General features: G+C 34.3%; 27 protein-coding genes and 1 riboswitch. Of the genes, 12 read left to right on the top strand and 15 right to left on the bottom strand.

What is annotated here, in order from left to right; all coding sequences use genetic code 11:
* Window positions 1-23: 23 nt before the first annotated feature.
* The 3 genes from tilS to rpsO all read left to right on the top strand — a co-directional run bounded on the left by tilS (window position 24) and on the right by rpsO (window position 4109).
* Window positions 24-1364: a tRNA lysidine(34) synthetase TilS gene (tilS, locus tag ILYOP_RS06720; protein WP_013387781.1), complete on the top strand. Its 1341-nt coding sequence runs from the start codon at window positions 24-26 to the stop codon at window positions 1362-1364.
* Window positions 1357-3573, top strand: coding sequence for an ATP-dependent zinc metalloprotease FtsH (gene ftsH, locus ILYOP_RS06715; protein ID WP_013387780.1), 2217 nt, complete (start codon window positions 1357-1359; stop codon window positions 3571-3573). The genes tilS and ftsH overlap by 8 nt, the downstream gene beginning before the upstream one ends.
* 278 nt (window positions 3574-3851) lie before the next feature.
* Window positions 3852-4109: a 30S ribosomal protein S15 gene (gene rpsO, locus ILYOP_RS06710; protein WP_187288115.1), complete on the top strand. Its 258-nt coding sequence runs from the start codon at window positions 3852-3854 to the stop codon at window positions 4107-4109.
* Window positions 4110-4155: 46 nt separating this feature from the next.
* Here the strand turns inward: rpsO and rd are convergent, their stop codons facing one another.
* From rd to hpt (ILYOP_RS06640), 14 genes are all read right to left on the bottom strand, one after another.
* Window positions 4156-4317 (bottom strand): rubredoxin, encoded by a 162-nt coding sequence (gene rd / locus ILYOP_RS06705; RefSeq protein ID WP_013387778.1) that lies wholly within the window; start codon window positions 4315-4317, stop codon window positions 4156-4158.
* Window positions 4318-4463: 146 nt separating this feature from the next.
* On the bottom strand, window positions 4464-4964 hold the full coding sequence (locus ILYOP_RS06700) for a GGDEF domain-containing protein (RefSeq protein WP_083789108.1): 501 nt from the start codon (window positions 4962-4964) through the stop codon (window positions 4464-4466).
* A gap of 110 nt (window positions 4965-5074) precedes the next feature.
* On the bottom strand, window positions 5075-5473 hold the full coding sequence (locus tag ILYOP_RS06695) for a CHASE4 domain-containing protein (RefSeq protein ID WP_041921024.1): 399 nt from the start codon (window positions 5471-5473) through the stop codon (window positions 5075-5077).
* 307 nt (window positions 5474-5780) lie between these two features.
* Entirely contained in the window at window positions 5781-10109 is a 4329-nt protein-coding gene (locus ILYOP_RS06690) for a PolC-type DNA polymerase III (protein WP_013387777.1), read from the bottom strand.
* Between the two features lie 53 nt (window positions 10110-10162).
* Window positions 10163-10726: an RNA methyltransferase gene (locus ILYOP_RS06685; protein WP_013387776.1), complete on the bottom strand. Its 564-nt coding sequence runs from the start codon at window positions 10724-10726 to the stop codon at window positions 10163-10165.
* Between the two features lie 9 nt (window positions 10727-10735).
* The gene (locus ILYOP_RS06680) at window positions 10736-11257 is read right to left on the bottom strand and encodes a gamma carbonic anhydrase family protein (RefSeq protein ID WP_013387775.1); all 522 of its coding nucleotides are present in this window, start codon (window positions 11255-11257) and stop codon (window positions 10736-10738) included.
* A 46-nt stretch (window positions 11258-11303) separates the two neighbouring features.
* Window positions 11304-12026, bottom strand: coding sequence for a tRNA (guanosine(37)-N1)-methyltransferase TrmD (gene trmD, locus ILYOP_RS06675; RefSeq protein WP_013387774.1), 723 nt, complete (start codon window positions 12024-12026; stop codon window positions 11304-11306).
* A 5-nt stretch (window positions 12027-12031) separates the two neighbouring features.
* Entirely contained in the window at window positions 12032-12547 is a 516-nt protein-coding gene (gene rimM / locus ILYOP_RS06670) for a ribosome maturation factor RimM (RefSeq protein WP_013387773.1), read from the bottom strand.
* 18 nt (window positions 12548-12565) lie between these two features.
* Window positions 12566-12805, bottom strand: coding sequence for a KH domain-containing protein (locus ILYOP_RS06665; RefSeq protein ID WP_013387772.1), 240 nt, complete (start codon window positions 12803-12805; stop codon window positions 12566-12568).
* A complete protein-coding gene (locus ILYOP_RS06660) occupies window positions 12805-13221 on the bottom strand; it encodes an acyl-CoA thioesterase (RefSeq protein WP_013387771.1) in 417 nt (138 codons plus the stop codon). Before ILYOP_RS06660 ends, ILYOP_RS06665 begins: the two co-directional genes overlap by 1 nt.
* Window positions 13211-13450: a DUF4911 domain-containing protein gene (locus tag ILYOP_RS06655; RefSeq protein WP_013387770.1), complete on the bottom strand. Its 240-nt coding sequence runs from the start codon at window positions 13448-13450 to the stop codon at window positions 13211-13213. Before ILYOP_RS06655 ends, ILYOP_RS06660 begins: the two co-directional genes overlap by 11 nt.
* 56 nt (window positions 13451-13506) lie before the next feature.
* On the bottom strand, window positions 13507-14298 hold the full coding sequence (rsmA, locus tag ILYOP_RS06650; RefSeq protein ID WP_013387769.1) for a 16S rRNA (adenine(1518)-N(6)/adenine(1519)-N(6))-dimethyltransferase RsmA: 792 nt from the start codon (window positions 14296-14298) through the stop codon (window positions 13507-13509).
* A gap of 12 nt (window positions 14299-14310) precedes the next feature.
* Window positions 14311-14847 (bottom strand): hypoxanthine phosphoribosyltransferase, encoded by a 537-nt coding sequence (hpt, locus tag ILYOP_RS06645; RefSeq protein ID WP_013387768.1) that lies wholly within the window; start codon window positions 14845-14847, stop codon window positions 14311-14313.
* A gap of 47 nt (window positions 14848-14894) precedes the next feature.
* Window positions 14895-15446: a hypoxanthine phosphoribosyltransferase gene (hpt, locus tag ILYOP_RS06640; protein WP_013387767.1), complete on the bottom strand. Its 552-nt coding sequence runs from the start codon at window positions 15444-15446 to the stop codon at window positions 14895-14897.
* A gap of 146 nt (window positions 15447-15592) precedes the next feature.
* Between hpt (ILYOP_RS06640) and ILYOP_RS06635 the strand changes: the two genes are divergently transcribed.
* The 8 genes from ILYOP_RS06635 (at window position 15593) to ILYOP_RS06600 (ending at window position 23322) form a co-directional block, all read left to right on the top strand.
* Window positions 15593-16297: a PASTA domain-containing protein gene (locus ILYOP_RS06635; protein ID WP_013387766.1), complete on the top strand. Its 705-nt coding sequence runs from the start codon at window positions 15593-15595 to the stop codon at window positions 16295-16297.
* Window positions 16298-16324: 27 nt separating this feature from the next.
* On the top strand, window positions 16325-17188 hold the full coding sequence (gene rsgA / locus ILYOP_RS06630) for a ribosome small subunit-dependent GTPase A (RefSeq protein ID WP_280985350.1): 864 nt from the start codon (window positions 16325-16327) through the stop codon (window positions 17186-17188).
* Entirely contained in the window at window positions 17185-17814 is a 630-nt protein-coding gene (gene rpe / locus ILYOP_RS06625) for a ribulose-phosphate 3-epimerase (protein WP_013387764.1), read from the top strand. Before rsgA ends, rpe begins: the two co-directional genes overlap by 4 nt.
* A 9-nt stretch (window positions 17815-17823) precedes the next feature.
* Entirely contained in the window at window positions 17824-18492 is a 669-nt protein-coding gene (locus ILYOP_RS06620; protein WP_013387763.1) for a MarR family winged helix-turn-helix transcriptional regulator, read from the top strand.
* A gap of 49 nt (window positions 18493-18541) precedes the next feature.
* The gene (locus tag ILYOP_RS06615) at window positions 18542-20161 is read left to right on the top strand and encodes an Rqc2 family fibronectin-binding protein (protein WP_013387762.1); all 1620 of its coding nucleotides are present in this window, start codon (window positions 18542-18544) and stop codon (window positions 20159-20161) included.
* Between the two features lie 116 nt (window positions 20162-20277).
* Window positions 20278-22038 (top strand): ABC transporter ATP-binding protein, encoded by a 1761-nt coding sequence (locus ILYOP_RS06610; RefSeq protein ID WP_013387761.1) that lies wholly within the window; start codon window positions 20278-20280, stop codon window positions 22036-22038.
* Window positions 22039-22156: 118 nt separating this feature from the next.
* Window positions 22157-22762, top strand: coding sequence for an HAD family hydrolase (locus ILYOP_RS06605; protein ID WP_013387760.1), 606 nt, complete (start codon window positions 22157-22159; stop codon window positions 22760-22762).
* An 8-nt stretch (window positions 22763-22770) separates the two neighbouring features.
* Complete coding sequence (locus ILYOP_RS06600; protein ID WP_013387759.1) at window positions 22771-23322, top strand: HD domain-containing protein; 552 nt, start codon at window positions 22771-22773, stop codon at window positions 23320-23322.
* A 387-nt stretch (window positions 23323-23709) separates the two neighbouring features.
* Here ILYOP_RS06600 and ILYOP_RS06595 read toward each other — a convergent pair whose 3' ends face one another.
* The gene (locus ILYOP_RS06595) at window positions 23710-24147 is read right to left on the bottom strand and encodes a DUF1499 domain-containing protein (protein ID WP_013387758.1); all 438 of its coding nucleotides are present in this window, start codon (window positions 24145-24147) and stop codon (window positions 23710-23712) included.
* Window positions 24148-24654: 507 nt separating this feature from the next.
* Window positions 24655-24773, top strand: a riboswitch (molybdenum cofactor riboswitch).
* Between ILYOP_RS06595 and ILYOP_RS06590 the strand changes: the two genes are divergently transcribed.
* Window positions 24747-26504 (top strand): aldehyde ferredoxin oxidoreductase family protein, encoded by a 1758-nt coding sequence (locus ILYOP_RS06590; RefSeq protein ID WP_342633588.1) that lies wholly within the window; start codon window positions 24747-24749, stop codon window positions 26502-26504. Its footprint overlaps the riboswitch before it by 27 nt.
* Window positions 26505-26511 lie beyond the last annotated feature (7 nt).

Genomic DNA, 26511 nt, shown 5'->3' with positions numbered 1-26511 from the left:
AAATCTGAATCGTGGAGAGAAATATGGAAGTTATAGAAAGAGTCCGAGAATTTGTCCTCAGAAACGACCTTGTTGGAAGTGGAGAAAAGATTCTACTTGGATTTTCAGGAGGTCCAGATTCTGTATTCCTTTTTGAGGCTTTGCTTGATCTTAAAGAGGAATTCAAGTTAGAGATTGCCATAGCTCATATAAATCACCTTTTAAGGGGTGATGAGTCAGATGGTGATGAGGAATTTTGTAGACAACTGGCTGAAAAGAATGGGATTAAATATTATGTAAAAAAGGCGGACATAAAAAAATATTCACGTCAGCATGGTATTGGAGAGGAAGAGGCTGGAAGGTCTATACGATATGATTTTTTTTATAAAATTTCAAAAGAGTGGGGTGCTGATAAAGTTGCCCTTGCACATAACAAAGATGACCAGGTAGAGACTTTTCTTTTTAGAATGATGAGGGGAACCTCCCTTGAAGGTTTAGAAGGGATTCCTGTGAGACGTGATATTTTTATACGTCCCTTATCCGAAGTGTATAAAAAGGATATTTTGGGATATTTGGACAGTAATAAAATAGAGTATAGAATCGATTCAAGTAATCTTGAAAATACCTATACCAGAAACAGCATACGACTTGATCTCATACCCTTTATAGAAGATAAATATAATGCCAATTTTAAGGAGAAAATTTTTTCACTTATAGAGGAGATAAAAGAGGCCAATAAATTATTGAAAGTAAATATTTCAGATTATATAGAAAATGAAAAATTGGATTTGAAAAAGCTAGAAGAACTTCATGAATACCAAAAAAGAAAAGTAATAAATGAGTTTTTAAAAAAATATAAAATAGAGATCACAAGAGAAAAACTGGAAAATATACTAGATATATTGAAAAAGGGCGGAAGTAAAAAGTTGTCCTTAGGTAAAAATATAGTACTTAAAAAGGAATATGATAAAATTTCAGTAAAATCAAAAGAAACTGATTCAAATGTTTTAAAAGATGTACTCTTGAAAATACCCGGAGAAGTAAAATATGGAAATTACAGGATAAAAGCCTTCAGAGATATAAATAATTCTGTTGGAAAAAATGAATTTTGTACGAATCTTCAAGAGGGTATGGAACTGTTGATCCGAAAAAGAAAATCCGGAGACAGAATACAACCAGTGGGAATGAATTCTTCAAAAAAAATAAAGGATATTTTTATTAATGAGAAAATCCCCAAGGAAGCAAGAGAAGTTATTCCAATTTTAGTATTAAATGATGAAATAGTATGGATAGCATCTGTAAGGGGAAATGAAAAATTCAAATCAGTTAAATCAGAGAAAATAATTGTAAAATTATCTGTAGAGGAGGACAACTTTAGTGAGTGAGAACAGAAATCAAGGTGATGATATGGAAAAGAAAAATGGTTTTGAAGAAAACCAAGATAATTTAGACAATGAAAAATTAAAAAATGGAAAAGAAGAAGAAAACAAAGGAAAACAAGAGGAAAAAGAGGACGACGGTGTCTATAATGAGCTAGAAGAAAGAAAGAAAGAACTAAAGGCAAAACTTAAATATGGGATGAGAGGAAGAGGATCTCGAGGGAATGATGATAATCAAAATCCCGAGGGAGGCAATGGAAAAAATCCCAAGCCTGGTAAGTTCAATTTCAAAAGCATAGTTATGCTTTTATTTATAGTGACAATTTTTATGTCGATACCTTCACTTATGACAGATACATCACAGACTGGAAGCGAAGAAGTTACTTATACAGAATTTCTAGATTTGTCTAGAAGTGGAGCTTTTCAATCTGTCGAGGAGAAAGAGGGATATGTTTATGCTGTAAAAAAAGACAGCGATGAAAAGGTAAATGCCAGAATGATATCTGACAGACTTGTTCAGGATGAAAATCTTGTAAAAGCTCTTGAAGAGGGGACTACAACTATAAAGTCAGTAGAGCCTGAAGGAGTACCTTTTCTTGTAAATGTATTTATATCATGGTTCCCTATGCTTCTTCTTATAGGTATATGGATATTTATGCTTAATAAGATGAATAAAGGTAGCGGAGGAGGACCTCAGATATTTAATATGGGGAAATCCAAGGCAAAGGAAAACGGAGAACAGATCTCTAATATCACATTTAAGGATGTGGCAGGTATAGAGGAAGCTAAGGTAGAACTAGAAGAGGTTGTTCACTTTTTAAAAGAACCTGAGACATTCAAAAGAATGGGTGCCAAGATTCCAAAAGGAGTCCTTTTATTAGGAGCTCCTGGAACGGGAAAAACCCTTCTTGCAAAAGCAGTAGCTGGGGAAGCGGGAGTACCATTTTTCAGCATATCAGGATCAGAGTTTGTGGAGATGTTTGTAGGGGTAGGTGCTTCTAGAGTAAGGGACCTATTCAATAAAGCTAGAAAAAATGCTCCTTGTATAATATTCATAGATGAGATTGACGCTGTGGGAAGAAAAAGAGGAGCCGGCCAAGGTGGAGGAAATGACGAGAGAGAACAGACTCTAAATCAACTTCTTGTGGAAATGGACGGATTTAACAGTGAAGAAACAATCATTGTCTTAGCTGCGACAAACAGACCGGAGATATTAGATAAAGCTCTTATGAGACCGGGAAGATTTGATAGACAAGTTGTAGTTGATAGACCAGATATAACAGGTAGAGAGGCTATATTAAAAGTACATGTAAAAGGTAAAAAACTCTCGGAAGATGTGGACCTTCATACTATAGCTAGAAAGACTCCAGGTTTTGTAGGAGCTGATTTGGCAAATATGCTGAATGAGGCAGCTATATTGGCGGCTCGTTCTGGTAGGGAAACAATTACTATGGAAGATTTAGAAGAAGCTGCAGAAAAAGTTTCTATAGGTCCAGAGAGAAAATCTAGGGTAATAGTTGAAAAAGAGAAGCTTATTGTAGCTTATCATGAAATAGGCCATGCTTTGGTTCAGTGGGTTCTTCCATATACAGAGCCTGTACATAAAGTAACAACAATACCTAGAGGGATGGCTGCACTGGGTTATACTATGACCCTTCCAACAGAGGACAGATATCTAAAATCTAAAAATGAATACCTTTCTGAAATTAGAACCCTTTTAGGAGGAAGAGCTTCAGAAGAAGTCGTTTTTGGAGATATAACTACGGGAGCTAGTAACGACATAGAAAGAGCTACAGCGATAGCCCATGCTATGGTAACCAAATTCGGAATGAGTGAAAAATTTGGACCGATATTACTAGACAATACCAATGACGGGGATCTCTTCATGCAAAAGCACTATAGTGAGACTACTGGAAAAGAGGTAGACGATGAGGTCAGAACTCTTATAACAGAAGCTTATGAGGATTCAAAGAAAATACTAAGAGATAACTATGAGAAACTTGAAAAAGTTACTAGAGCTCTCTTAGACAGGGAAACAATATCAGGTATAGAGCTGGATATTCTTATGAAAGGTGGAGAGTTAGAACCTTTAAAGTCAGAACTTCCAAAAGAAGAAGAACCTCAAGAGGAAATTAAAACTCAAGAGGATGCAACTAATGAGCATATAACAGAAGATAATGAAGAAAATAAAAATTCTGAATCAGATAACTCATAGAGAAAATAAAACTAGGAGCCTAAGCTCCTAGTTTTATTTTCGACTTGATTAAAAAAATACCCATATTGTTATTTTGAAAATATAATTATCAAAAATAAATGTTTAATTAAAATTCTTTATACATAAATTAGCATTATTTTTATAGCTATGTAAGTAGAAAGGATTTTACAAAAAGTGAATAATGTGATAGAATAATCTTAATTTGAGCTAGGTTATGCGTTTGCCAACGCTTCACTTGGCTTAGATAATAAAGATTTAGGAGGAAATTACAAATGGCAATGAAAAGTAAAGCAGAATTAGTAAAAGAGTTTGGAAAATTCGAAGGGGACACAGGATCTACAGAGGTTCAAGTAGCTATCTTAACTGAGAGAATCAACCACTTAACTGATCACTTAAAAACACACAAGAAAGACCACCATTCAAGATTAGGTCTTCTAAAAATGGTAGGAAAAAGAAGAAGACTTCTTAACTACATGATGAAGAAAGATCTTGACGGTTACAGAGCTCTTATTGCAAAATTAGGAATAAGAAAATAATTTATGCGGGACAACTGTCCCGCATTTTTTTAATTTAGTTTAAAAATTATTGAGCAGACTCAAAATCTTCCTTTGGTGCCCCGCATAGAGGACAAACCCAATCTTCAGGAAGGTCTTCAAATTTTACACCTGGTTTAATTCCACCAGCCTCATCACCAATTTCAGGGTCATAAATATAACCACAAGGCACACATCTCCATTTCTCCATTTCAAACCTCCTTAAAAAGTTTTATGAAAAGCAACTATTATTCTAATACGTTTCTAAAGGTAAATATCCTCTATAAAAATAATATTTAAACACGTCTTCTCCAAAAGTTATATGGGATGTCTATAAAAACTATACTTTAAAGAGAGTTAATTTCTAAAAGCTTTTTTTCCTGACTTGTGCCGATACATTTTTTCATCAGCCGAAAAAATAAACTCATCTACAGTTTTGTTAGAGTCATAGTCTATGATTCCATAACTTATTTTAAGATCATAAGGCTTTTTACTTTTTTTATTGTATTCTTCTAAATAGTTGGTTATTCTTAAAAATATTTTCTCTACATCTGAATGATCAATTCCTAAAAAAGCCATAAAAAATTCATCTCCACCTAAGCGAAATAAAAGGTCTTCATCTCTTGAGAAGTTTTTTAGAACAGAGGCTATCTTTTTGATAAGATCATCTCCGTCATTGTGAGAAAAATTACCGTTTACAAATTTCAACCCATCTACATCTATAAAGCAACCTGTGAGAGATTTATTTTCAAATTTTGATTTTTCAGTTATTAACTCTAATTTCTCCATACCAGTATGCCTGTTGAAGATTCCTGTCATTATATCGTAACTAGCCTTGCCCACCAATTTATTATTCATATTCTCAATGGTATCTAAAAAAATATTTATATTCTTTTTAAGTAATGAAATTTCATCTTTTCCTGTAATTTCAAGCCTTTTGCTTAAGTCTTTATTTTCTATTATTTCATTTACTGAATTCTCAATTTTTCTGATGGTATTATTTTTCTCTGGATTTCATTGTCAGATCCCACACTATAAACATTTTTTCCAGTTATATCGGTTATGTACAAGTAGTTTATTCCCAATGTTGAAATACTTAATGGACTTAGATTAGATTTTATATAATCTTCATTTTTATTTTTTACAAATTCGAATGTGTCGTCCCATTCTCCCCAGTCTGAACTTAAAATTTTCAAATTATTCGATAAGCTTTTAAACTCATTTTTAATAATCATATAACGTTCTTTAGAACGTTTCTGTTCGAACTTATTGTAATCTTTTTTTATATTTTCACTGATAAACAAAAAAAGTAAGAAAAAAACAATGAAACTGCTTAAGGTGATGGAAACTATTATTTTTTTTCTCAAAGATGATCACTCCTTTTAAATTCCAAGTAAAATAACTTTTAATTTGATGTATAGTTATGAAAACTGTATTAGAAGTTTAAAATCATGTAATAAATCCAGAGTAATAATTTTTTCATTACTTTGGAAAGTTAAACAAAATTTTAAGTTGTTAATATATATTTTACTATAATTTGCTTTGGTTGTGTCAAAAATAAATAATTTTATAAAAATTAATTGAGAGCATTAATTTTAATCATTAGCTTAGTGAATTTAATGAGCTATATAAAAAAAGCCCCCTGAAAAAATTCAGAGAGCCTCGTATTATTTTTTAGAAAAGAGATTTTTGATTTGTGTCGCTTAAACCGTCGATAGCATTAACAATTTTTAATTTTTCTATAACTGTCTGCGAAGCTTTTGTCCTTCTCTTAAGATCTTCATAGGAAAGGAATTTTCCTATCTCTCTTTCTTTTATGACATTTTCCACCACAGCTCCACCTAAACCATTTAGAGCCACTAAAGGAATTCTTATTTTGTCATCCTCTATAGTGAACTTAAATCCATCTGACTTATAAATGTCAATTCCTAAAAATTCAAATCCTCTGGCATGCATCTCAAGGATTATTTCACTTACAGCAAGTTGTGATTTTTGCCTTACATCTAACTTCATTTCCTTTGAAAGCTCGTCTATTTTTTCTTTGACACTGTTCAATGAAAGCATAAATTCTGAGTCAAAATCATCTGCTTTTCTAGAAAGGTAAGCTGCATAAAATGCTAGAGGATGATGAACCTTGAAGTATGCAATCCTCATTGCCATTGTAACATAAGCAACGGCATGTCCCTTAGGGAACATGTACTTAATTCTTCTGCAGGATTCTATATACCAGTCAGGAACGTTATGCTCCTTCATAAGTTTTGAGTAATCCTTCCAGGCATCAGCTTCTTTACTTGGACGACCTTTACGTACAAACTCCATTATTTTAAAAGCCGTTCCTTTTTCTATACCTGAATCTATAAGGTAATTCATAATATCGTCTCTAACTGATATAATTTCAGAAAGAGTAGCTTCTCCCTTACGTACAAATTCCTGGGCATTGTTAAGCCAAACATCTGTACCGTGAGAAAGTCCTGATATTCTTACAAGCTCGGCAAATGTAGTAGGCATTGTGTCTACAAGCATCTGTCTTACAAACTGAGTACCAAATTCTGGAACTCCATATGTACCGATAACTGAGTTGATCTGATCTGGGGTAACCCCAAGAGATTCAGTTCCTGAAAATATTTTTAATGTTTCTGGATCTGCCAATGGAACGTCATAAATATCTACCCCTGTATATTCCTGTAAAAGTTTTATCGTGGTGGGATCATCATGACCTAGTATATCTAGTTTAACAAGCTGTTCATCCATTACGTGATAATCAAAATGAGTTGTTATAGATTCATTTTTCGCATCGTTAGCGGGTTTTTGTACCGGGCAGAACTCATATATAGAATGTCCCTGAGGAACTACTATCATCCCCCCCGGATGTTGTCCGGTGGTTTTTTTTGCTCCTTCACATTTTTTTGCAAGTCTTATTATCTCAGCATTTCTAACCGATATATTGTGTTCTTCAAAATATTTTTTTACATAACCATAGGCATTTTTTTCAGCAAGAGTTGAAATCGTTCCTGCCTTGAATACATTTTCCTTACCAAAAAGTCTTTCACAGTACCTGTGAATTTCTGACTGGTATTCACCTGAGAAATTTAAGTCTATATCAGGGACTTTATCTCCGTTGAATCCCATAAATACCTCGAAAGGTATAGCATGGCCTTCTTTTTTGAGTTCTTTTCCACATTTAGGACAGATTTTATCAGGAAGATCCACCCCGGCTCCCTCTTTGTCCATAAATTCAGAGTATCTGCAGTTTTCGTCGACACAGATATAGTGCGGGTATAGAGCATTAACTTCAGTTATATCCATCATGAAAGCTACAAGAGAAGAACCTACAGATCCTCTTGAACCCACCAGATAACCGTTATCTAGAGATTCCTTTACAAGTTTCTGGGCAGACAAATATAGTACAGAGAAGCCGTTTCCTACAATAGCCTTAAGTTCCCTTTCTAATCTCTGAGCAACTATTTCAGGAAGAGGATTTCCGTATATTTTATATGCCTTATTATAAGTCATCTCTTTTACTATCTCTTCTGCGTTATCTATCTTTGGAGGGAAAAAACCACTTGGCACAGGTTGAATTTTTTCTACCTCATCTGCAATAGCATTGGTAGATTCTATAACTATCTCCCTTGCAACATCTTCACCGAGATAAGAAAATTCTCTAAGCATCTCGTTGGTGCTCCTAAAATAAAATTTATTGTCTGAGTTATATTGCTTTTCACGGAAAACACTACCGCTTCCATAGAGGAGTATACTTCTGACTCTGTGATCTTCTTCATCTAAGTAATGAACATTTGATGTTGCTATTACTTTTTTCCCCTTTGATTTTGCAAGTTTATATAAAGACTTATTTGCTTTTTCTATATTGTCAAAGGAACTTATAGTCCCAGTACCTTCTTTTTCATAAAGTTCGGTGTAGGTTTCCCTAGGCTGAAGCTCGATATAATCATAAAAATTTATTTTTTCGTCAATACAATCTAAATTATATCTGAAATATGCTGAGGCCAATTCTCCCTCATTTCCAAAATGCATACTCATAGCCGCCCCTATAATTATCCCTTCACGATTTTCCTCTATGATGGATCTTGGGATTCTGGGCTTTTTACTTCCATAGTAATTAATATGAGCCTCTGATACCAGCTTATATAAGTTTTTAAGTCCTGTATTATTTTTTACTAAAAGCATAACATTGCTGGTATCTTGTTTTTTTATGTTTACAGGAAAGACTTTGTCTAGTTCATTTAGTTTGACTGCTCCTTCTTCTATAAACTTTTCAAGAAAAATAGCAAACATATGTGCAGTAGCCTGAGAGTCGTCAACGGCTCTATGATGGTTTTCAAGGGCTACTCCCAACTTCTTTGTGACAGACTTCAGTCCATACCCTCTGAGGTCAGGTAAAAGGTCTCTGGCCCACTGAAGGGTATCTATGACAGATGGTTTGTAATCTTTGATATTGGTATATTTTTTTACATCTCTTGTTAAAAAACCTATGTCAAACCTTGCATTATGTGCGACTAAAGTCGCATCCCCTGCAAATTCCAAAAACCCAGGTAAAACTTCCTCTATAGAGGGTTCATCTTTTACCATATCATCTGTTATTCCCGTAAGTTCCTGTATCTTACTCGGGATACTTTTTCCAGGATTTATAAGCTGAGAGTATTTATCAACTATTCTTGTACCCTTTAATTTTATGGCACCGATTTCTATTATCTCATTTTCATGGGAGTTAAGCCCCATAGTTTCAAGGTCATATACAACATATGTTTCATCTTGTATGAGAACATCCTTAGGATTTTCAACCATTGGACGAGAGTCGTCCACCATATAGGCATCACATCCAAAGATAACCTTAAGGTCACTGCCTTTGGCCGCCTTATATACAAAAGGAAAGGAATGAACACCTCCATAATCTGTTACTGCCAACGCTTTATGGCCATATTTTAAGGCTCTTTTTACAAGATTTTTAGCATCTATAGAACCTACCATATCACTCATTTTTGTGTGAGTATGCAGTTCTACCATTTTTTCTGCTGCTCTGTCCTCTCTTTCAGTTGTTTTTGAATCGATAATGTTTATAGAACCAACCATTAGTATTTCTTCATCGTTTGAATATTTATCCCGCTGCTTTTTCCCGTTTAACTTTACCCAGATATTTTCTTTAATAGAAAGTTTTTCAGACTCTGCTTTCTCCATGAATTTTTTACATGAGACTGAGTTTTCAAGGTTTGTAATATTGAATGTCACAAGAACTTTTCCACTTTTAAGGTCTCTTTTTTCAATTGAAAATAACTGTCCTTCAAGAACACAGCTTTCACCATCATATATCTCTGAAAAGGCTTCAAAGGATATGGTTTTTCCCTTTATAATTTTACCTATAACCACGTCACCACTTTTTGATGTAGTTACAGGTGCAGCTTTTTTGACAGAGGTTACTTTAGCTTCTTCAGACGATATTTTTTTCTCAAGTTCTTTTTCAATATTTATTATGGAATTGTCTACTTCCTTTAGTTCTTTGGTAAAATCTCCCGATACAAGTCTTACCTCAAAATTTCTAATGCCGTATCTCTTCAGTCTGTGATTTAGTTTTTCATGAATGCTAGACTCTAGAAGAATGTCCACAGCAGTTTCATTCTTGAGCTCAATGTCGATATGCTCATTTTGTATGCTTATTCTGTAAAGATATAAAAAAGATCTGGATATTGCATTTTTTCTTTTTATCTCACGTATGATTCTCTCTATGATCTCTTTTAAGTCATCCCTGGTGATCTCTTTATTTAAAAATTCTAGTTCAAAGTGAAAGTCTGCTTCCTGACCGAATTTGTCAGCTAAAGAATTCTCAAGAATATCTAGTTCTCTTAAACTTGCAGTAGTTGACACCAGGCAGTTTAACTCAATTTTTTTTTCTCTTTCATATACCACTATCTCTGTTATATCAATATTTTTTACTCCGATAGATTCAAAAATATTTCTACGGGGCTTTATTTTGACTTTATTTTTATACACATTACATCATACCCTTTCATTAGAAAAAAGGAGCCATATAGGGCTCCTGTGTTTTAATTTTCTCCCAGCAGCCTGTCTAAAATAATTGAAACAGCCGATCTTACTGAAAGATGGTTATATTTTGTATTTCCTCTGATGGGTTCTAAAATATATTTAGACGAATTCATAACTTCTTCGGTCAGACCCCATCCTGTACCAAAAAGCAGAAGGTACACATTGTCATCATCCATGATCTTTTCAGAAAGATCTTTGTATGAGATGGAGTTTGGATAAATTTTAGCAGATGTTGTTATTATCAGAGGTTTTTTACCCTCTTCTTTTTCTATTAGTTCAATGGTCTTTTCTATAGATTCACTTACGCATGTAGAGGAAAAAGCTTCTTCTCTGTCCTTGTTGTGATTGGCACCAAAGCCTTCCTGCCAGTATCCTAATATTCTGTTTGTAAGTTCTTTTTGAGCATCTAAAGGAACAATTATATGATAACCTTTTACATCATAAGTCTTGCACGTCCTTGAGATATCATGTATATCAAAATTTGTAACAGAAGTGCATACAACGTCTGATTTTTTATTGTAAACTGGATAGTGAACCAGTCCTAAATATATATTCTCTCTCATTTTCTCTCCTTACTTGATTTTTTCAAGCTGTGTTAGGTAAACCTCGATATCTTCAATGTATATATTTTTAGTTTTTGAAAGATAAGCTATATTCTCCTTGGAAAGTTTTCTAGCTATTCTTGCTGGATTACCCACTACAAGGTCCCCTTCCTCTATCTTTAGCTTAGGACCAACAACGGATCCTGCTGCTACAAGGCAGTTTTTCGGAATAACAACTTTATTTAAAAGAGTAGCTCCCATACCGATAACACAGTTGTCTTCTATCTTACACCCGTGAATAATGGCGTTGTGCCCTATTGTAACTCCGTTTCCAATTTCTACAGGAGTATCATGATCTACGTGAAGGGTAACATTATCCTGGACATTGCTGTCGTCACCGATGATTATAGGGGCTAGATCTCCCCTTAAAACTGCATTAAACCAAATGCTCACATTGTTACCTGTTCTGACATCAGCTATAACTGTGGCGTTCTCAGCAATAAAGTTATTTTCTCCAATTGATGGCGAAAGATCTCCTAATTTATAAATCATAACTTTCCTCCTAAAATATTTCAACATTTAAAAGTGAATAAAACTTTTATTTTTTACAAAGTTCCTCTTTTATCTCTTTCATTAGTTTTTTTTCAAGTTTTGTAAACTCTCTGCTTTCTAAAATATCCGGTCTTCTCTGTAAAGTTCTTTTGAGGCTTTGTTTTAGTCTCCACTCGTCAATATTTTTATGATGTCCAGAAAGGAGTACCTCAGGTACAGCTTTTCCCATATACTCTGCAGGCCTTGTATAATGAGGATGGTCTAGCAGTCCGTTATAAAAAGAGTCATTCTCATAGGAGTCTTTTTTTATGACCCCTGGAATAAGCCTTGCTATGGCATCAGCTATAACCATTGCAGGAAGTTCTCCCCCTGTTAAGACAAAGTCTCCTATGGAAATTTCAAAGTCTACCTTTTCCTCTACAACTCTTTCATCTATTCCCTCATAATGCCCTGCAATTATTGTGATCTCTTCTTCTTCAGAAAGGTTTATTGCCATCTTCTGGTCAAATTGTTTTCCCTGAGGAGACGTATATATTACTTTTCCAGTTGTATTTTCAAGGGCTCTAAAAAGAGGCTCAGGTTTTAAAACCATTCCTGCCCCGCCGCCAAATGGAAGGTCATCAGCCTGTTTATGCTTATCATGACAGAAAGACCTTATATCTATAACATTTATTTTCAGAAATTCACCCTCGATAGCTCTTCTTATGATACTTTCACTTTTGAAGCCATTAAACATCTCAGGAAAAAGGGTCAGTATATTAATTTTCAATGATTTTACTCCTTTTCTGGTTTCATTCCCTCAATAAGTTTTACCGTTATTTTTCTGTTTTCAAAATCAATATTTTCTATAAATTCCTCTATACCAGGTATCATTATCTCTTCTGACCCCTCATTTACCACATATATTTCGTGAGCAGGAGTTTCAAAAATATCAGTTACCTTCCCTAGGCTTTCTCCACCTAATTCCATAACTTCCATGCCGATAACGTCACTGGCTAAATATTCATCTTCTCCTATACCGATAAGGTCTCTTTTTATTAAAACCATTGATCCTGCAAGAGCTGCAGCATCTACTTTATTTGTTATCTCTTCAAACTCTAAAACCGCTTTGTTTCCCATCATAAATCCAGCAGAGGTCACTGTAAGCACCTTTTTTAATCCAGCTGGACTTTCGACAATTACTTTATTTCCTGTGAGAAGCTCGATATCATCCATGTGAGAAACTACTTTTACAGCTCCTTTTAGATGGTGAGTTCCAGAAATTTTAGCAACATTCAAAAGATCTGACATCTATATCCCCCTGATAATTTAATCTAAAAATTCTACATTTACGTTTAATTTATCTTTTACTCCTGCAGCCTGCATTACACCTCTTATGGCATTTGCAGTAAGTCCGTTCTTTCCTATTACTTTTCCAAGCTCTCCGTCAGCTACACTCACTCTGAAAGTAACGGTATCGTCGAGAAGTTCATATGTAATTCTTATATCAGTTTCAGTTTTTACCATCTGTGATACCACGTAATAAAGAAGCTTTTCTAATTTTTCCATTATTTTTCCTCCCAAATTATACTTAGAAACTCGTTATCTATTCTTTTTGGTTTTCCGTCTTTTCCTGTGAATATATTTGTAGATTTACCTCTGGCATAAAGCTTTTCTCCAGATTCATCAGTTATTACATAATTAAACTCTACTTTTATTTTTGTAATACAGTCTGCCACGGCACTTATCTTCACCACATCATCATACTCTACAGGCAAAAAATATTCAATACCTATATCCTTAACAGGTAGAAACACCCCTATATTTTCAAGTTCTTTATATGATATTCCTTTGCTTCTAAGCCACTCTGTCCTGCCTTTTTCCATCCAGTTGACAAAATTTCCGTGGTACACTCTGCCCATCTGGTCTGTTTCGTTGTAGTATACTCTGTGGAGAGTCGCTGCCTGATTCAGCTTAGAGTTCACCTTTCCAAGGGCCCTCTTCAGTTATTTTAGCAGTTATCCCACGGCTGTTTAAGTCTTCTAAAACTTGTCTCACAAACTCTTTAAAATCGTCTGTACAAATTATTTTTATAAGCCCTAGGGAAGCATCTAGAGTTCTTACAACCCCTATACCCTCGTAGGCTTCAATAATCTTATTTATAAAATCAATGTGTTTTTTTTCGCTGTCTACAAAAAACTCATAACTCTGCATAGAGACACTCCTTTTTATACCTAAAATAACAAGCGATCCCTAAGGGGACCACTTGCTTATTTTTCAAATACTTTGATCAAATTCATAAACTCATCGATGGAAAGGGTTTCAGCTCTTCTTTTACCGTCGATCTCAGCTTGTTCTAGTTTTTCTCTAACTATATCCTTGGGAATACCCAGAGTAGAGATGTTGTTTATCAGGTTCTTCCTCTTGTTTGAAAAAGACGCCTTTACATATTTAAAGAAAGTGTCTTCTGGAATCTCCTCTATACGAGAGTTGTCCTTTCTAAGCTTTATAGACATAAATGCCGAGTCCACCTTTGGAACCGGTTGAAAGAACTCCTTTGGAATTGTGAAAAGATATTCTGCATCTCCGAAATATTCCACCGCGAGGGTGAGAGTGCTTCTTTCCTTACCTGACTTGGCACAGATTCTCTCTGCCACCTCTTTTTGTACCATGATATAGATTTCATCTACATATTTCCTGTTTTCAATAAGTTTATTTATAATAGGAGAGGTAATGTAATATGGTATATTTGCCACAACTTTTACCTTTTCCCCTATCTGCTTATCAAAGTCTACAGTTAAGACATCCTGCATAATAAGGTTGAATTTTGGATTTTCATCAAATTTTTTAATTAGTATTTTTTCTAGATCCCTGTCTATCTCTACACAGTTCACCTTGCTAGATGCTTCTAAGAGCAGCTCAGTAAGAGCTCCTTCACCTGGACCTATTTCTAAGATCACATCTGTTTCTTCTACACCTGATACTTCCATTATCTGTTTTAAGACCTCACCTTGATTAGTGAGGAAATTCTGACCAAATTTTTTCTTATGCTTAAAAGACATATCTCCTCCGTCCTAATCTAACAGGGTTACCTTACCAATATACGGAAGATTTCTGTAGAACTCTGCATAATCAATCCCGTAACCTACTACAAACTCATTTGGGATTTCAAATCCTACGTAATCAACAAAAACCTCTGCTTTTCTTCTGTATGGTTTATCTAAAAGAGTGCATATTTTCACCGAAGCAGCTCCTTTGGATAAAAGAAATTTCTTTACGTAATTTAAAGTAAGTCCAGAATCGATAATGTCCTCAATAATAACAATATCTTTTCCTTCCACATCTTCATCTACATCTTTTATGATCTTTACCACACCAGAGGTTTCCATGCTGCTTCCATAGCTAGAAACACTCATGAAATCCATCTTTACAGGATGGTCTATTCTCTGAACAAGGTCTGCCATGAAAATTGCAGAACCCTTTAAAAGTCCTACACAGATGACTTCGTTGTCGCTATCTTTTATGTCTTTTTCAATAAGTTCCCCTAGTTCCCTGACTTTTCTTTTGATATCTTCTCTCGGTATCATTACCTCGATTTTGTGCTTTTTCATTTTATAATACACCTCAAACTTCTTCCGTTGGATTCTTTGAATTTAAATTAATCTAGTGACCCCATTACCGCAACATAAGGGATATTTCTGTATTCTTGTTTGTAGTCGAGACCATAACCAAGTACAAACTCGTCTTCGATGTCAAAACCGATATACTGAACCTCAACATCTGCCTCTCTTCTGACCTCTTTGTTTAAAAGGGTGCAAAGAGATACAGAAGCAGGTGATCTGCTACCTAGAAGTTTTAAAACTTTCTTCAGTGTAAGACCTGAGTCTATTATATCTTCTACAACTATCACATGTTTACCCATTATTTTCTCATCGAGGTCCTTTACAATCTTCACTTCTCTAGAACTTTCAAAGTCGTCTCCGTAGCTAGACACACTCATAAAGTCCATTTTGATGGGAAGTTTTATCTCTCTGCAGATATCTGCCATAAACATGATAGATCCTTTTAACAGACAAACTATTATTAAATCTTCCTCTTTATCCTTAAAATCTTCTGTAATCTGAGCACCTAATTCTTTCACTCTCTGAGCGATCTGCTCCTCTGTATACATCTTCCTAGAAATTCCTTTATCCCAAGGTTTTTTTGACAACTAAATTACCTCCTAAAGTAAAAAAATCATAAACCTATTCTAACACTTCACACAAGAATTATCAAGTAGTTATTGCTATTTGAGCTTCTATATGTTATGATCTCAATAAAGTTTTCTGCTTGATTTTTGACCACACAGGAGGAATAATGAATAAAAGAGGATTTTATATTTCGTCAGCTTTGATGCTTATAGCGATCCTATTCTTTTCAGGGAATGTTTTTTTGAAATATTACTTTAATGAGTTCCTGATTGTCACTCCAGACCTTTCAAATTTTAGTGTTTCTGAAGCTGAAAAATTACTTTCAAAAGAATCTCTTGAAATAAAAGAGATGGGAGAAGATTTCTCTCAGTATGATAGTGGCAAGATCTTTTCTCAGGAGCCTAAAGCTGGGAAAGTTATAAAAAAAGGAAGAATTATAAGAGTGTGGATCAGCCGGGGGCAGGATCAGGTTGTTGTTCCGGATTTTAACGGAATGGATCTTTCTGATGCCAAGGCCACAGCTGAAAAGCTAGGACTCAGGTTAAAAAATATATCTTATGCACAGAAGAATGCTGTGTATAACCAGGTGATCTCTTCAGATCCAGAGGCAGGAAGTACCGTCTACAGAAACAAGGAGATCTCTTTTCTTGTGGACATGAAAAAGGTTGGTGCCAAGGTTAGAATGCCTGATCTTATAGGGGTTGATGTTTTTACAGGAAAACGTCTGCTTAAATCAAAAAATTTAATAATGGGAAATATAGAGTATATACAAAACGGTGAATTGGAAAGTGGAATTATTGTAGACAGCGGAATTCAGCCAGGAATAATGACATTTGAAGGAACCGTTGTAGATGTAATAATTAATAAATAGAGGTGAATTATCATTAAAGGCATAGTCATTACAAAAATGCAGGGTTTTTATTATGTAGAGAGCCAGGGGCAGACTTATGAATGTCGTCTAAGGGGAATACTAAAGAAAACCGACAGAAAAGATAACTGTATTGTAGGGGATATTGTGGAGTTTTCCGAGGACTGTTCTATTACCAAGGTCTTTGAAAGAAAAAATATAATTCACAGGCCGCTAGTTGCAAATATAGATTATATTGTAATACAGTTTTCTGCTATGGATCCGAGACTTGATTATGAAAGAATAAATATTCTGATACTTAATTCATACTATCACAGGATAAAACCTGTGATAATAATAAATAAAATAGACCTTGTAGAAGAGTCTGAAATAGAAGAGATAAAAAATAACCTTGATTATCTGAAAGCCCTTGATATCGACCTTTTCTTTGTATCGACAGCAGAAAATATCGGTATAGAGGAAGTAAAATCCTATATTCAGGGTCATGTTACTGCCTTTGGAGGTCCAAGTGGCGTAGGTAAATCAAGTATACTAAATCTTCTCCAGGAAGGTACTACCTTAAAAGTCGGAGAAACCAGCAGAAAGTTAAAAAGAGGAAAGCACACAACAAGGGCGACTACTTTACTTCCTTTAAAAGAAGAGGGATTTGTAATAGATACGCCGGGATTTTCTTCAGTAGATCTTCCGGAGATATCAAATGTACAGGAACTTATAGATCTTTTTCCTGAATTTGATCTGGATGAGCCGTGCAAGTTTTCAAACTGCATACACGTAAATGAACCTGGATGTGCTGTAAAAAATGCCGTTGAAGGCGGATCGATCTCAAAGGAAAGATATGAGTTTTTTCTGAGATGTTATGAAAAATTAAAAATTGAAAGGTGGAATAAATTATGATAAAGATAGCTCCGTCGATTCTTTCAGCGGATTTTAGCAAATTAGGAGAGGAAATCACTTCTATAACTGAAGCTGGAGCTGACATGATACATATTGATGTTATGGATGGGATGTTTGTCCCAAACATATCTTTCGGACCAGTGGTTATAAAATCAATAAGAGATAAATCAAACCTTTGTTTTGACGTACATCTTATGATTGAAAACCCAGAAAGATATATAGATGAGTTTGTAAAGGCAGGTGCTGACCTTATAACTGTTCATGCAGAATCTACTACACATCTTCATAGAACTATACAGCAGATAAAAGCCCACGGTGTGAAAGCTGCAGTTTCTTTAAATCCTGCAACTTCGGTGGAATCTTTAAAATATATAATAGATGAACTAGATATGGTTCTTCTTATGTCTGTAAACCCAGGTTTTGGTGGACAAAAATTTATTCCTTCCACTCTTGAAAAAATAAAAGAAGTAAGATCGATGAATGCAAACATAGATATCCAAGTGGATGGAGGTATCACAGATAAAACCGTAAAAGGTTGTATAGAAGCCGGAGCCAATGTTTTTGTAGCTGGTTCTTATGTTTTCTCTGGAAATTACAAGGAGAGAATAGAAAGTCTAAAAAAGTAGGTGAGTTTAATGGTTTTAGAAAAGGTTAATATAGTTTTAGAAGATTTTTACAAGCTTTTTTATGAAACTGAGGATCTTGCTCTAAAACAGGGGATAAAATGTCTGACTCATACTGAACTCCATGTTATTGAAGCTATAGGAAGTGATTCTCTTACTATGAATGAACTTTCTGACAGACTAGGGATAACAATGGGAACAGCCACAGTAGCCATTTCAAAGCTCAGTGAAAAGGGCTTTATTAACAGGGTGAGGTCAGATCTTGACAGAAGAAAGGTATTTGTATCCCTGTCTAGAAAAGGTGATGAGGCTCTAAACTACCATACAAACTATCATAATATGATTATGTCTAGCATAACCCAAAACATAGATTCTAAGGATATTGAGATTTTCGTAGATGTTTTTGAAAAGATTTTGAAAAACCTTCGGGAGAAAATAGATTATTTTAAGCCAAATCCTATAACTGATTTTCCTAAAAACTATCTTGTTAGCGTCATTGATATAAAAGGGACACCAATTATAAAGGCTTTTTTCAAGGATCATGGAATAGAGATATACAGTAAGATGAAAATAATATCTAATAATCATAAAACAGTAACTGTAGAAAAAGAAGACGGCTCTCTTTTAGAGATCAACGCTTTAGATGCAAAAAATTTAATAGCGGTAAAAAAAGAATCATAACTTACCTTTCTGAGGTAAGTTCTTTTTTTTCTGAGAAGGAGATGATAAAGTGCTTTATTTAGATGGAATATCTATAAATAAACTTAAAGATGAACTATCAGAAGTTCTTACAGGTAGAAAAGTAACCAAAGTTTTTCAGTATAGCAGACTTTCAACCTCTGTTTTTTTTGGAAAGTTGAATCTGTTTTTTTCCTGCAACGCCTCCCTTCCTGTATGCTATCTGAAAGATAACAAGGAAAATGCACCGGAAACTCCTATGAGTTTTTCTTTAAATCTTAGAAAACATCTGCTTAACTCTATAATCACAGAGGTAAGTCAACTTGGATATGACAGGATACTTGTATTTAAATTTAGAAAACTAAATGAACTGGGACAGTATAAAGATTATATACTTTATTTTGAGATAATGGGTAAACACAGCAATCTTATTCTAACAGATAAGGATGGGGGGATATTAGACCTTATGAAAAAATTCTCTTTAGAGGAAAATAAGCTTAGGGTCCTTTTGCCAGGAGCCAAGTATTCCCAGCCTATAACTGAGAAGAAAAATTCTCCCGCGGAATTATCTGAAGAAAGTCTGGAAAAAATGATAGGCAGTCCTAAAGAAATGGTGAAAAGTATAGAGGGGCTAGGAATGGTTGCTGCCAAAGCCATAGAGACCACTTCTGATTTTTTTGAAGTGCTAAACACCAAAGGTACTCCTACTGTTTACTACAACAACAGAAAAATAACCTTAGCCTCGGTTTTTCAGGTTAAAAATGCTGGTTTTGACAGGAAAGAGGAATTTGAAACTATAAATCGAATGATAAATTTTTATATAGAGGCTACAAAATCTTCTGAATCGTATAATAATCTCTTCTCATCTCTCTTGAATGTTGTGGAAAAAGAGATCAAAAAAAATAAGCGTACCCTGAAAATTTTGGAAAAGGAGATGGATAAAAACAAGAAATATGAAAAATCAAAAGAGACAGGGGATATTCTAGCAGCAAATCTTTACTCGATAAAAAGAGGGCAGAAAGAAGCGGTACTCTTTGATTTTTACAATAACTGTGAGACGACTATAATTTTAAATCCAAATTTTTCACCTAAGGAAAATCTAGACAGGTATTATAAAAAGTACAATAAATTAAAACGAGGCTTTGAGTTCAATCTAAAAAGGTACGAACAAGTAAAAAATGAGATTGTCTACCTTAAAGGTGTAAAAAGTTTTTTAGAGGAAAGTTCAACTATGGAAAATCTAAACACTATAAAAGATGAACTTGTGGTAGGAAAGTATATGAAGGCGGTAAAAAGTCTAAAAAAGAAAAAAATTACACCACTTAATTACGGAACTATAGAATTTGAAGGGTATCAGATTCTTTACGGAAGAAATAATCTTGAAAATGACAATTTGTCTTTTAAGGTGGCGGATAGAAATGATATGTGGCTTCACTCAAAAGAGGTTCCTGGGAGCCATGTAATAATCCGTTGGAACGGAGAGTTCACAGAGGAGGTTATATTCAAGGGGGCAGAAATAGCAGCCTTTTATTCAAAAACTTTGCCTGGAGAAAAAGTGCTGATAGATTATACCTTGAAAAAACACTTAAACAAACCAAAGGGTGGTAAACCTGGTTTTGTCACATATAACAATCAGGAATCGATACTTGTTGTCAAACCTGAGTCTATATGATAAAAGAGGGACAGATAACTGTCTCTTTTTTTGCAATACTTTAAAACTTTATGTTAAAATAAAGTTAATTTAAGTTACTTTTTGTTAAATACAGTTTTATATAACGGAGGAATAAGATGAAGTTTGATTTTTCTATGGTTAAAGAATTTGGAAAATTTTATAAGCCCCATAAAAAGCTTTTTACAATTGATATGGTCTGTGCTTTTTTTGTTGCATTTATTGATTTGGCTTACCCAATGCTTGCAAAATATGCCTTAAATGATCTTCTTCCCGGAAATGAGTTTAGGAGTTATTTTGTTTTTGTATTGGTTTTACTTGGTTTATATGTTTTAAGGGTGTTTTTTCAGTTTGTAAATGATTACTGGGGTCATATTCTGGGAATAAGAATTGAGTATGACTTAAGAAAAGAACTGTTTTTACATCTTCAGAAACTATCTTTTCGTTTCTATGACAAGACGAGAGTGGGGCATATAATGTCTAGAATGATCAATGATCTAAACGAAATGACTGAGATGGCTCATCATGTTCCTGAGGATGTTTTTCTTTCTGCACTTATGCTTATAGGGTCTTTCTTTGCCATGCTGTATCTAAACTGGCAGCTGGCTTTAGGAGTATATACAATTGTACCGATCATGGTTTTTTTCGCAGTAAAAAGAAGAAAAAAAATGTCTCAGGGATTTAAAAAAGTAAAAGAAAAAATATCAGGTGTAAATGCACAGCTTGAGAGCAGCATCTCAGGGATAAGGGTATCGAAATCATTTGCAAATGAAGAGCATGAGATCAACAAATTCAATGAGAGTAATGTTCTATTTAAAAACTCTAAAAATGAAGCTTATATGCAGATGGCTGTTTTTATGGGTGGCATGCATTTTTTTATAAATCTTTTAAATATAATAGTTCTAGGCTTAGGAGGCTTTCTTATTTACAATGGAAAGATGAATTTTCCAGATTTAGTGGCCTTTACTTTATATACCAATGCTTTCCTAGTTCCCATAAGAAGGCTTACCAATTCAGTTCAGCAGTTTGAATCAGGAATGACGGGATTTGCAAGATTCAATGAAATTATGGCTATAGAACCTCTCATCAAAGACAGTGAAGACGCCTTAGAGCTAGAGAGCTGCAAGGGAAAGATAAATTTCAAAAATGTTACCTTTGCCTATAATGAAAATCACAATATAATCTCTGGTATTAATCTAAATATAGAACCTGGAAAGGCAATCGCCCTTGTTGGGCCTTCTGGGGGAGGTAAAACAACTTTATGTCATCTAATTCCGAGATTTTATGAAGTGGATTCTGGGGAGATTTCCATTGACGATATCAATATTAAAAATATAAAAATCAACAGTTTAAGGAAAAATATCGGTTTGGTCTCACAAGATGTATTCTTATTTGCAGGTACAATCAGAGATAATATAATCTACGGAGATATAAACGCCACAGAGGAAGAGATGATCCAAGCGGCTAAAAATGCAGAAATTCATGATTTTATTATGAGCCTTGAAAAAGGCTATGACACCGATGTAGGAGAAAGAGGTATCAAGCTTTCTGGTGGACAAAAACAAAGAATAAGCATCGCAAGGGTGTTTCTTAAAAATCCCCCTATACTTATATTAGATGAAGCTACATCCGCCCTTGACAATGAAACTGAGTTTAAGATTCAAAGATCTCTGGAAAAATTATCTAAGGGAAGAACCAGTCTTATTATAGCCCATCGTCTAACTACCATCAAACATGCAGATGAAATTATCGTAATCAACAAAGATGGGATACAGGAAATCGGAACCCATGAGGATTTGCTAGAGGAAAAGGGCATATACCGATCTCTATATGATGCCCAGTACAAGGGGTTTATCCCTGACGAGATAGAGCCCAATTAAATTTAAATATTTTAAAATGCTATATGCTCAAACAATTACGAGTATATTGAATGAATTTTATTTTCTATGGTGAAAGGCATTTGTTATGTATAAAAGATAATGTAAATAAGGGGGACTTATGATAAAAAATATTATATTTGATTTGGGAAGAGTATTGCTAAATTTTGAACCTCTAGAGTATACATACAAAAAAATTCCTGATAAACAAAGAGCCTATAAAATTTATCAAGAGATATTTAAAAGTAATGAATGGATTATGCTTGATAGAGGAGTAATTACAGAAGAGGAAGCAATTAACAGAATATGTGACAGAGATCCAGAAAATGAGCAGCTTATAAGGGAGGTGATGAATAACTGGTACGAAATACTCACCCCGATGGAAGATGTTGTAGAAATTTTAAAAAAATTAAAACTTATGGGATATAAAATATATTTTTTGTCTAATTTTCATATGTTAGCCTTTGAAAAAATTTCAAAGAAATATCATTTTTTTATAGGTTTCGATGGGGGGATAGTCTCGTACAGAGAAAACCTACTGAAACCAGAAAGTGAAATTTATAATACGTTGTCCGGTAGGTACGATATAAACCCGTCTGAGTCAATATTTATAGATGATACAAAGGAAAATATTATAAGTGCTGAAAAATTAGGATTCAAAACAGTACTTTTTACATCATCTCTTAATCTAAAAGAAAAGCTTCTTAAATATAAATGTAAACTCTAGGGGGAAGAATGTATTTAAAACAGGATTTGTATCAAAAGACAATTTTATTTGCAGGAGAAAAACATAAAAAGCAAAAGCTTCCGATTTACGGATTACCCTATGTAGTCCATCTTAGTAATGTAGCCATGGAGGTTATGTTTGCATGGGAATCTTGCAAAGATTTTGATATAGAATATGCCCTTCAGTTGGCTTTATTACACGATACTCTTGAGGACACTGAGACTAGCTATGAGGAGTTAGAGAAAACTTTTGGTATAGAGGTATCTAAAGGAGTATTTGCACTAACAAAAGATAAAAATATTGCAAAATATGAACAGATGCAAAATTCAATAAAAAAGATTTTAAACTGCCCAAAAGAGGTGGGTATAGTAAAGATGTTTGACAGGATAACAAACTTACAGAAACCTCCAAAACACTGGAATAATAAAAAGATAATATCCTATAGACAAGAGGCCCAGTATATATTGGAATCTTTAAAATTCAGCAACAAATATCTAGCTGAAAGGTTGAGCTTTAAAATAGATGAATATGAAAAATATATCACAGAATCATTCCAGTAACTTAATAATTTAAAGTTAAACTGATCTTTGGAGCAACGGGAAAAAGCCGATGCTCCATTTTTTATATTTTTCGAATTTCTAGTCGCAGGGCTTATATAAGAAAGAACCTGCACTTAACCGTTCTACAAAATAAGTTAAGATCAAGGAGTGATAGCGACCACGACACACCTTATCCTATGGATGAGCAGGGAACCGAGGACTTTTGCTTACAAAGACGATAAAAGAAATGTTTACTTCTTAGGCATTTGAAAATACTTGAACTTTTGGTTATGCCCTGACCGAAGGGAGGAAACACTCTTGGAGTGCTTTTTTTCAAGAGAAAAGTAACAGGTTCAAATAAAATCCTTAATTTACCAAAAATCTCTTTAAAGCATCAACTGGAGTATTTTATTGTTTATTTTTATAATAAAATTCTGCCAATGTATTGTATCTTTTTCGGTTTAGTCCCATATCTGAGTATCCTATCCTACTTTGTGAACGATAGTGAATAACCTTGTTTTCAGAATCAAAATAAAATTCTGCATCGTCTCGGTACCTCATTGTTCCAGTAATAAAAACAACATATAGATAATCTTCTGATTCTTTTATAATTTTGTGTTTTCCATAGCTTTCACATGCTTTTTTGATTATTTCTTTTGCATTGCTAGTTGGGATGTCTAGTACAAGAGGATCTACTAGTTTTTCTAGCTGATTTGTCTGTGATGAAACACCGTTAGGAGATGTTTTCAGAGGTGATAATTTTCCTGATTTAACTCCGAGATCTTTTGGAGCTGACATACATCCAAAGGTCATAAATACTAGGATAATTCCTATTATATACTTCATAAAATCCCTCTCTTTCTTAATTTTTATACACAGAATTTGTTTATAAATTAAATATACAACTTTTCTATATAAAAAACTACAAAAATATAAAGTTTTATTTTTGGTTATTTACCAATTAAAAGAAAAAAAATATATATAAAATAAGGAAAAACTTATAGTTTAATATGTGCTTCTTTATCTGACAATTTTATCTGTTTTAAAATATTTAGTTCTATATTAATTTTTAAAAGGAATTAAAAATATTAGGTGTATTTATATTAATGTAGCCTTTATTTGAGTTTTAATGAACAAGATTGCTATTAAAACATATTTATTGCAACAATGATAAAAATTCCATAAAAGTTTGCTTGCTATAAAGCATTAAATTACTTTGAATATCTAATTTTTTTGCTTAAATGAAAATTAGACAGTAATTATGAATAACAAATTATTGTATGTAATAGTGAAATATTATTAACTTGTTGATTGGTAATTTAATATAGGCAAATAAATTGTAAAAAATTTATTTTTATATTGCTACTCCGAGTGTAAATTCCTAAGGATAAAATCTAGGGAACTGCACCACTGGGTAGACAGGGAAACCGGTCTGCCTCCCGCGTTTGGAAAGGAGCCAAAAAAAGGAGGGGTTTATTTTGAAAATCTGTCGTATTAATATGAGAAACAAATCTATTACTTACGAGGAAGTAAAATCTGAGTACATGGCATTGGGAGGCAGAGGGCTTACATCCAAAATTATTTCTGAGGAAGTGGATGCTACATGTCATCCTTTGGGGAAAAATAACAAACTTGTCATAGCTCCCGGACTTCTTTCGGGGTCAATGGCTCCTAGTTCGGGAAGGCTGAGTGTGGGATCTAAAAGTCCTCTAACAGGAGGAATAAAAGAATCCAATGCAGGAGGAACTGCTGCACAGAATCTTGCAAAACTTGGTTATAAGGCGATAATTATAGAGGATAAGCCTGAAAAAGAAGAGCTAAATCTTATAAAAATAACTTCTGAAGGAATTTCTATGGAGGATGCCAGTTATCTGAAAATGAAAGGGAATTACGAGACAGGTGATATCTTACGGGAAAAATTTGGAAAGAAGACAACTGTTATGTCTGTGGGTCAGGCTGGGGAGATGAAACTTTCTGCAGCCTCAATAGCTGTCACAGATACAGAAGGGCACCCTACCCGACACTGTGGACGTGGAGGGACTGGAGCTGTACTCGGATCTAAGGGGATAAAGGCGATAATAATAGATCCTGGTAAAACAAATGAAGTGAAATATCATGATAAGGATTCATTTATGAAAGCTTCTAGATCATTTTCTAAAATGATACTAGATCACCCTGTTTCTGGTCAGGGGCTTCCTACATATGGAACCGCAGTTCTTGTAAATATTCTAAATGAAGCTGGAGGACTCCCTACAGATAACTTTAGAAACGGACGTTTTGAATTTGCTGAAGACATAAGCGGAGAAACTATGTATGAATTAATAAACAAAAGAAAGGGAAATCCTACCCATGCATGTCATCCTGGTTGTATTATGAGATGTTCACAGATATACAACGATGAAAATGGAGAATATCTAACTGGTGGATTTGAATATGAAACTATATGGGCCTTTGGCTCTCACTGTCATATAAAAAACTTTGATTCCATTGCAAAAATGGACAGACTTTGTGATGATATAGGTATAGACACCATAGATACAGGAGTTGCAGTAGGAATTGCCATGGAAGGTAAATATATAGAACTAGGAGATGACAAGGCTGCCATAAAACTTGTAGAAGAAGTAGGTAAGGGATCTCCTATAGGTCGGATTATAGGTAACGGAGCAGCCTTTACAGGACAGGCATTTGGTACAGAGAGAGTACCAGTTGTCAAGAAACAGGCTCTTCCAGCTTATGATCCTAGGTCAGTAAAAGGTATAGGGGTAACATATGCAACTACTCCAATGGGTGCAGACCATACGGCGGGATACTCTGTTACTGCAAATATTTTAGGAGTAGGAGGAACTGTAGATCCTCTTAAGAAAGAGGGACAGGTAGATCTATCGAGAAACCTTCAAGTGGCAACTGCTGCTATAGATAGTACAGGGCTCTGTTTATTTGTGGCCTTTGCAATACTAGATAATGCGGGAGCACTTCAGGAAATCGTAAATATGATAAATGCAGAATACAACACCAGTATAGAAATTCAAGATGTAATAACTTTGGGACAGGAAATTCTAAAGGAAGAAAAAGAGTTTAATAGAAGAGCTGGATTTACAAAAGCCCATGACAGGCTTCCTGAGTTTTTCAATGAAAATTTAGAACCACATAATGTTGCCTTTGACATTACTGATGAAGAGCTTGATATGACACTTGAATTTTAGGAGGTTA

This window comes from Ilyobacter polytropus DSM 2926, assembly GCF_000165505.1.
GTDB lineage: Bacteria > Fusobacteriota > Fusobacteriia > Fusobacteriales > Fusobacteriaceae > Ilyobacter > Ilyobacter polytropus.
The sequence above is the reverse complement of the archived record's forward strand: the minus strand, read 5'-3'. Positions and strand labels throughout refer to the sequence as shown.

What these genes read in the sequence shown, in the direction of transcription:
- ILYOP_RS06600 (WP_013387759.1), top strand. Translation starts at nt 22,771, where the DNA reads ATGTATTTAAAACAGGATTTGTATCAAAAGACAATTTTATTTGCAGGA.
- ILYOP_RS06680 (WP_013387775.1), bottom strand. Translation starts at nt 11,257, where the DNA reads ATGATTTATAAATTAGGAGATCTTTCGCCATCAATTGGAGAAAATAAC.
- rd (WP_013387778.1), bottom strand. Translation starts at nt 4,317, where the DNA reads ATGGAGAAATGGAGATGTGTGCCTTGTGGTTATATTTATGACCCTGAA.
- rsmA (WP_013387769.1), bottom strand. Translation starts at nt 14,298, where the DNA reads ATGTCTTTTAAGCATAAGAAAAAATTTGGTCAGAATTTCCTCACTAAT.
- ILYOP_RS06610 (WP_013387761.1), top strand. Translation starts at nt 20,278, where the DNA reads ATGAAGTTTGATTTTTCTATGGTTAAAGAATTTGGAAAATTTTATAAG.
- ILYOP_RS06620 (WP_013387763.1), top strand. Translation starts at nt 17,824, where the DNA reads ATGGTTTTAGAAAAGGTTAATATAGTTTTAGAAGATTTTTACAAGCTT.
- ILYOP_RS06635 (WP_013387766.1), top strand. Translation starts at nt 15,593, where the DNA reads ATGAATAAAAGAGGATTTTATATTTCGTCAGCTTTGATGCTTATAGCG.
- ILYOP_RS06665 (WP_013387772.1), bottom strand. Translation starts at nt 12,805, where the DNA reads ATGGAAAAATTAGAAAAGCTTCTTTATTACGTGGTATCACAGATGGTA.
- ILYOP_RS06655 (WP_013387770.1), bottom strand. Translation starts at nt 13,450, where the DNA reads ATGCAGAGTTATGAGTTTTTTGTAGACAGCGAAAAAAAACACATTGAT.
- rpsO (WP_187288115.1), top strand. Translation starts at nt 3,852, where the DNA reads ATGAAAAGTAAAGCAGAATTAGTAAAAGAGTTTGGAAAATTCGAAGGG.
- rpe (WP_013387764.1), top strand. Translation starts at nt 17,185, where the DNA reads ATGATAAAGATAGCTCCGTCGATTCTTTCAGCGGATTTTAGCAAATTA.
- rimM (WP_013387773.1), bottom strand. Translation starts at nt 12,547, where the DNA reads ATGTCAGATCTTTTGAATGTTGCTAAAATTTCTGGAACTCACCATCTA.
- hpt (WP_013387768.1), bottom strand. Translation starts at nt 14,847, where the DNA reads ATGAAAAAGCACAAAATCGAGGTAATGATACCGAGAGAAGATATCAAA.
- ILYOP_RS06700 (WP_083789108.1), bottom strand. Translation starts at nt 4,964, where the DNA reads ATGAATAATAAATTGGTGGGCAAGGCTAGTTACGATATAATGACAGGA.
- ILYOP_RS06595 (WP_013387758.1), bottom strand. Translation starts at nt 24,147, where the DNA reads ATGAAGTATATAATAGGAATTATCCTAGTATTTATGACCTTTGGATGT.
- tilS (WP_013387781.1), top strand. Translation starts at nt 24, where the DNA reads ATGGAAGTTATAGAAAGAGTCCGAGAATTTGTCCTCAGAAACGACCTT.
- ILYOP_RS06605 (WP_013387760.1), top strand. Translation starts at nt 22,157, where the DNA reads ATGATAAAAAATATTATATTTGATTTGGGAAGAGTATTGCTAAATTTT.
- ILYOP_RS06685 (WP_013387776.1), bottom strand. Translation starts at nt 10,726, where the DNA reads ATGAGAGAGAATATATATTTAGGACTGGTTCACTATCCAGTTTACAAT.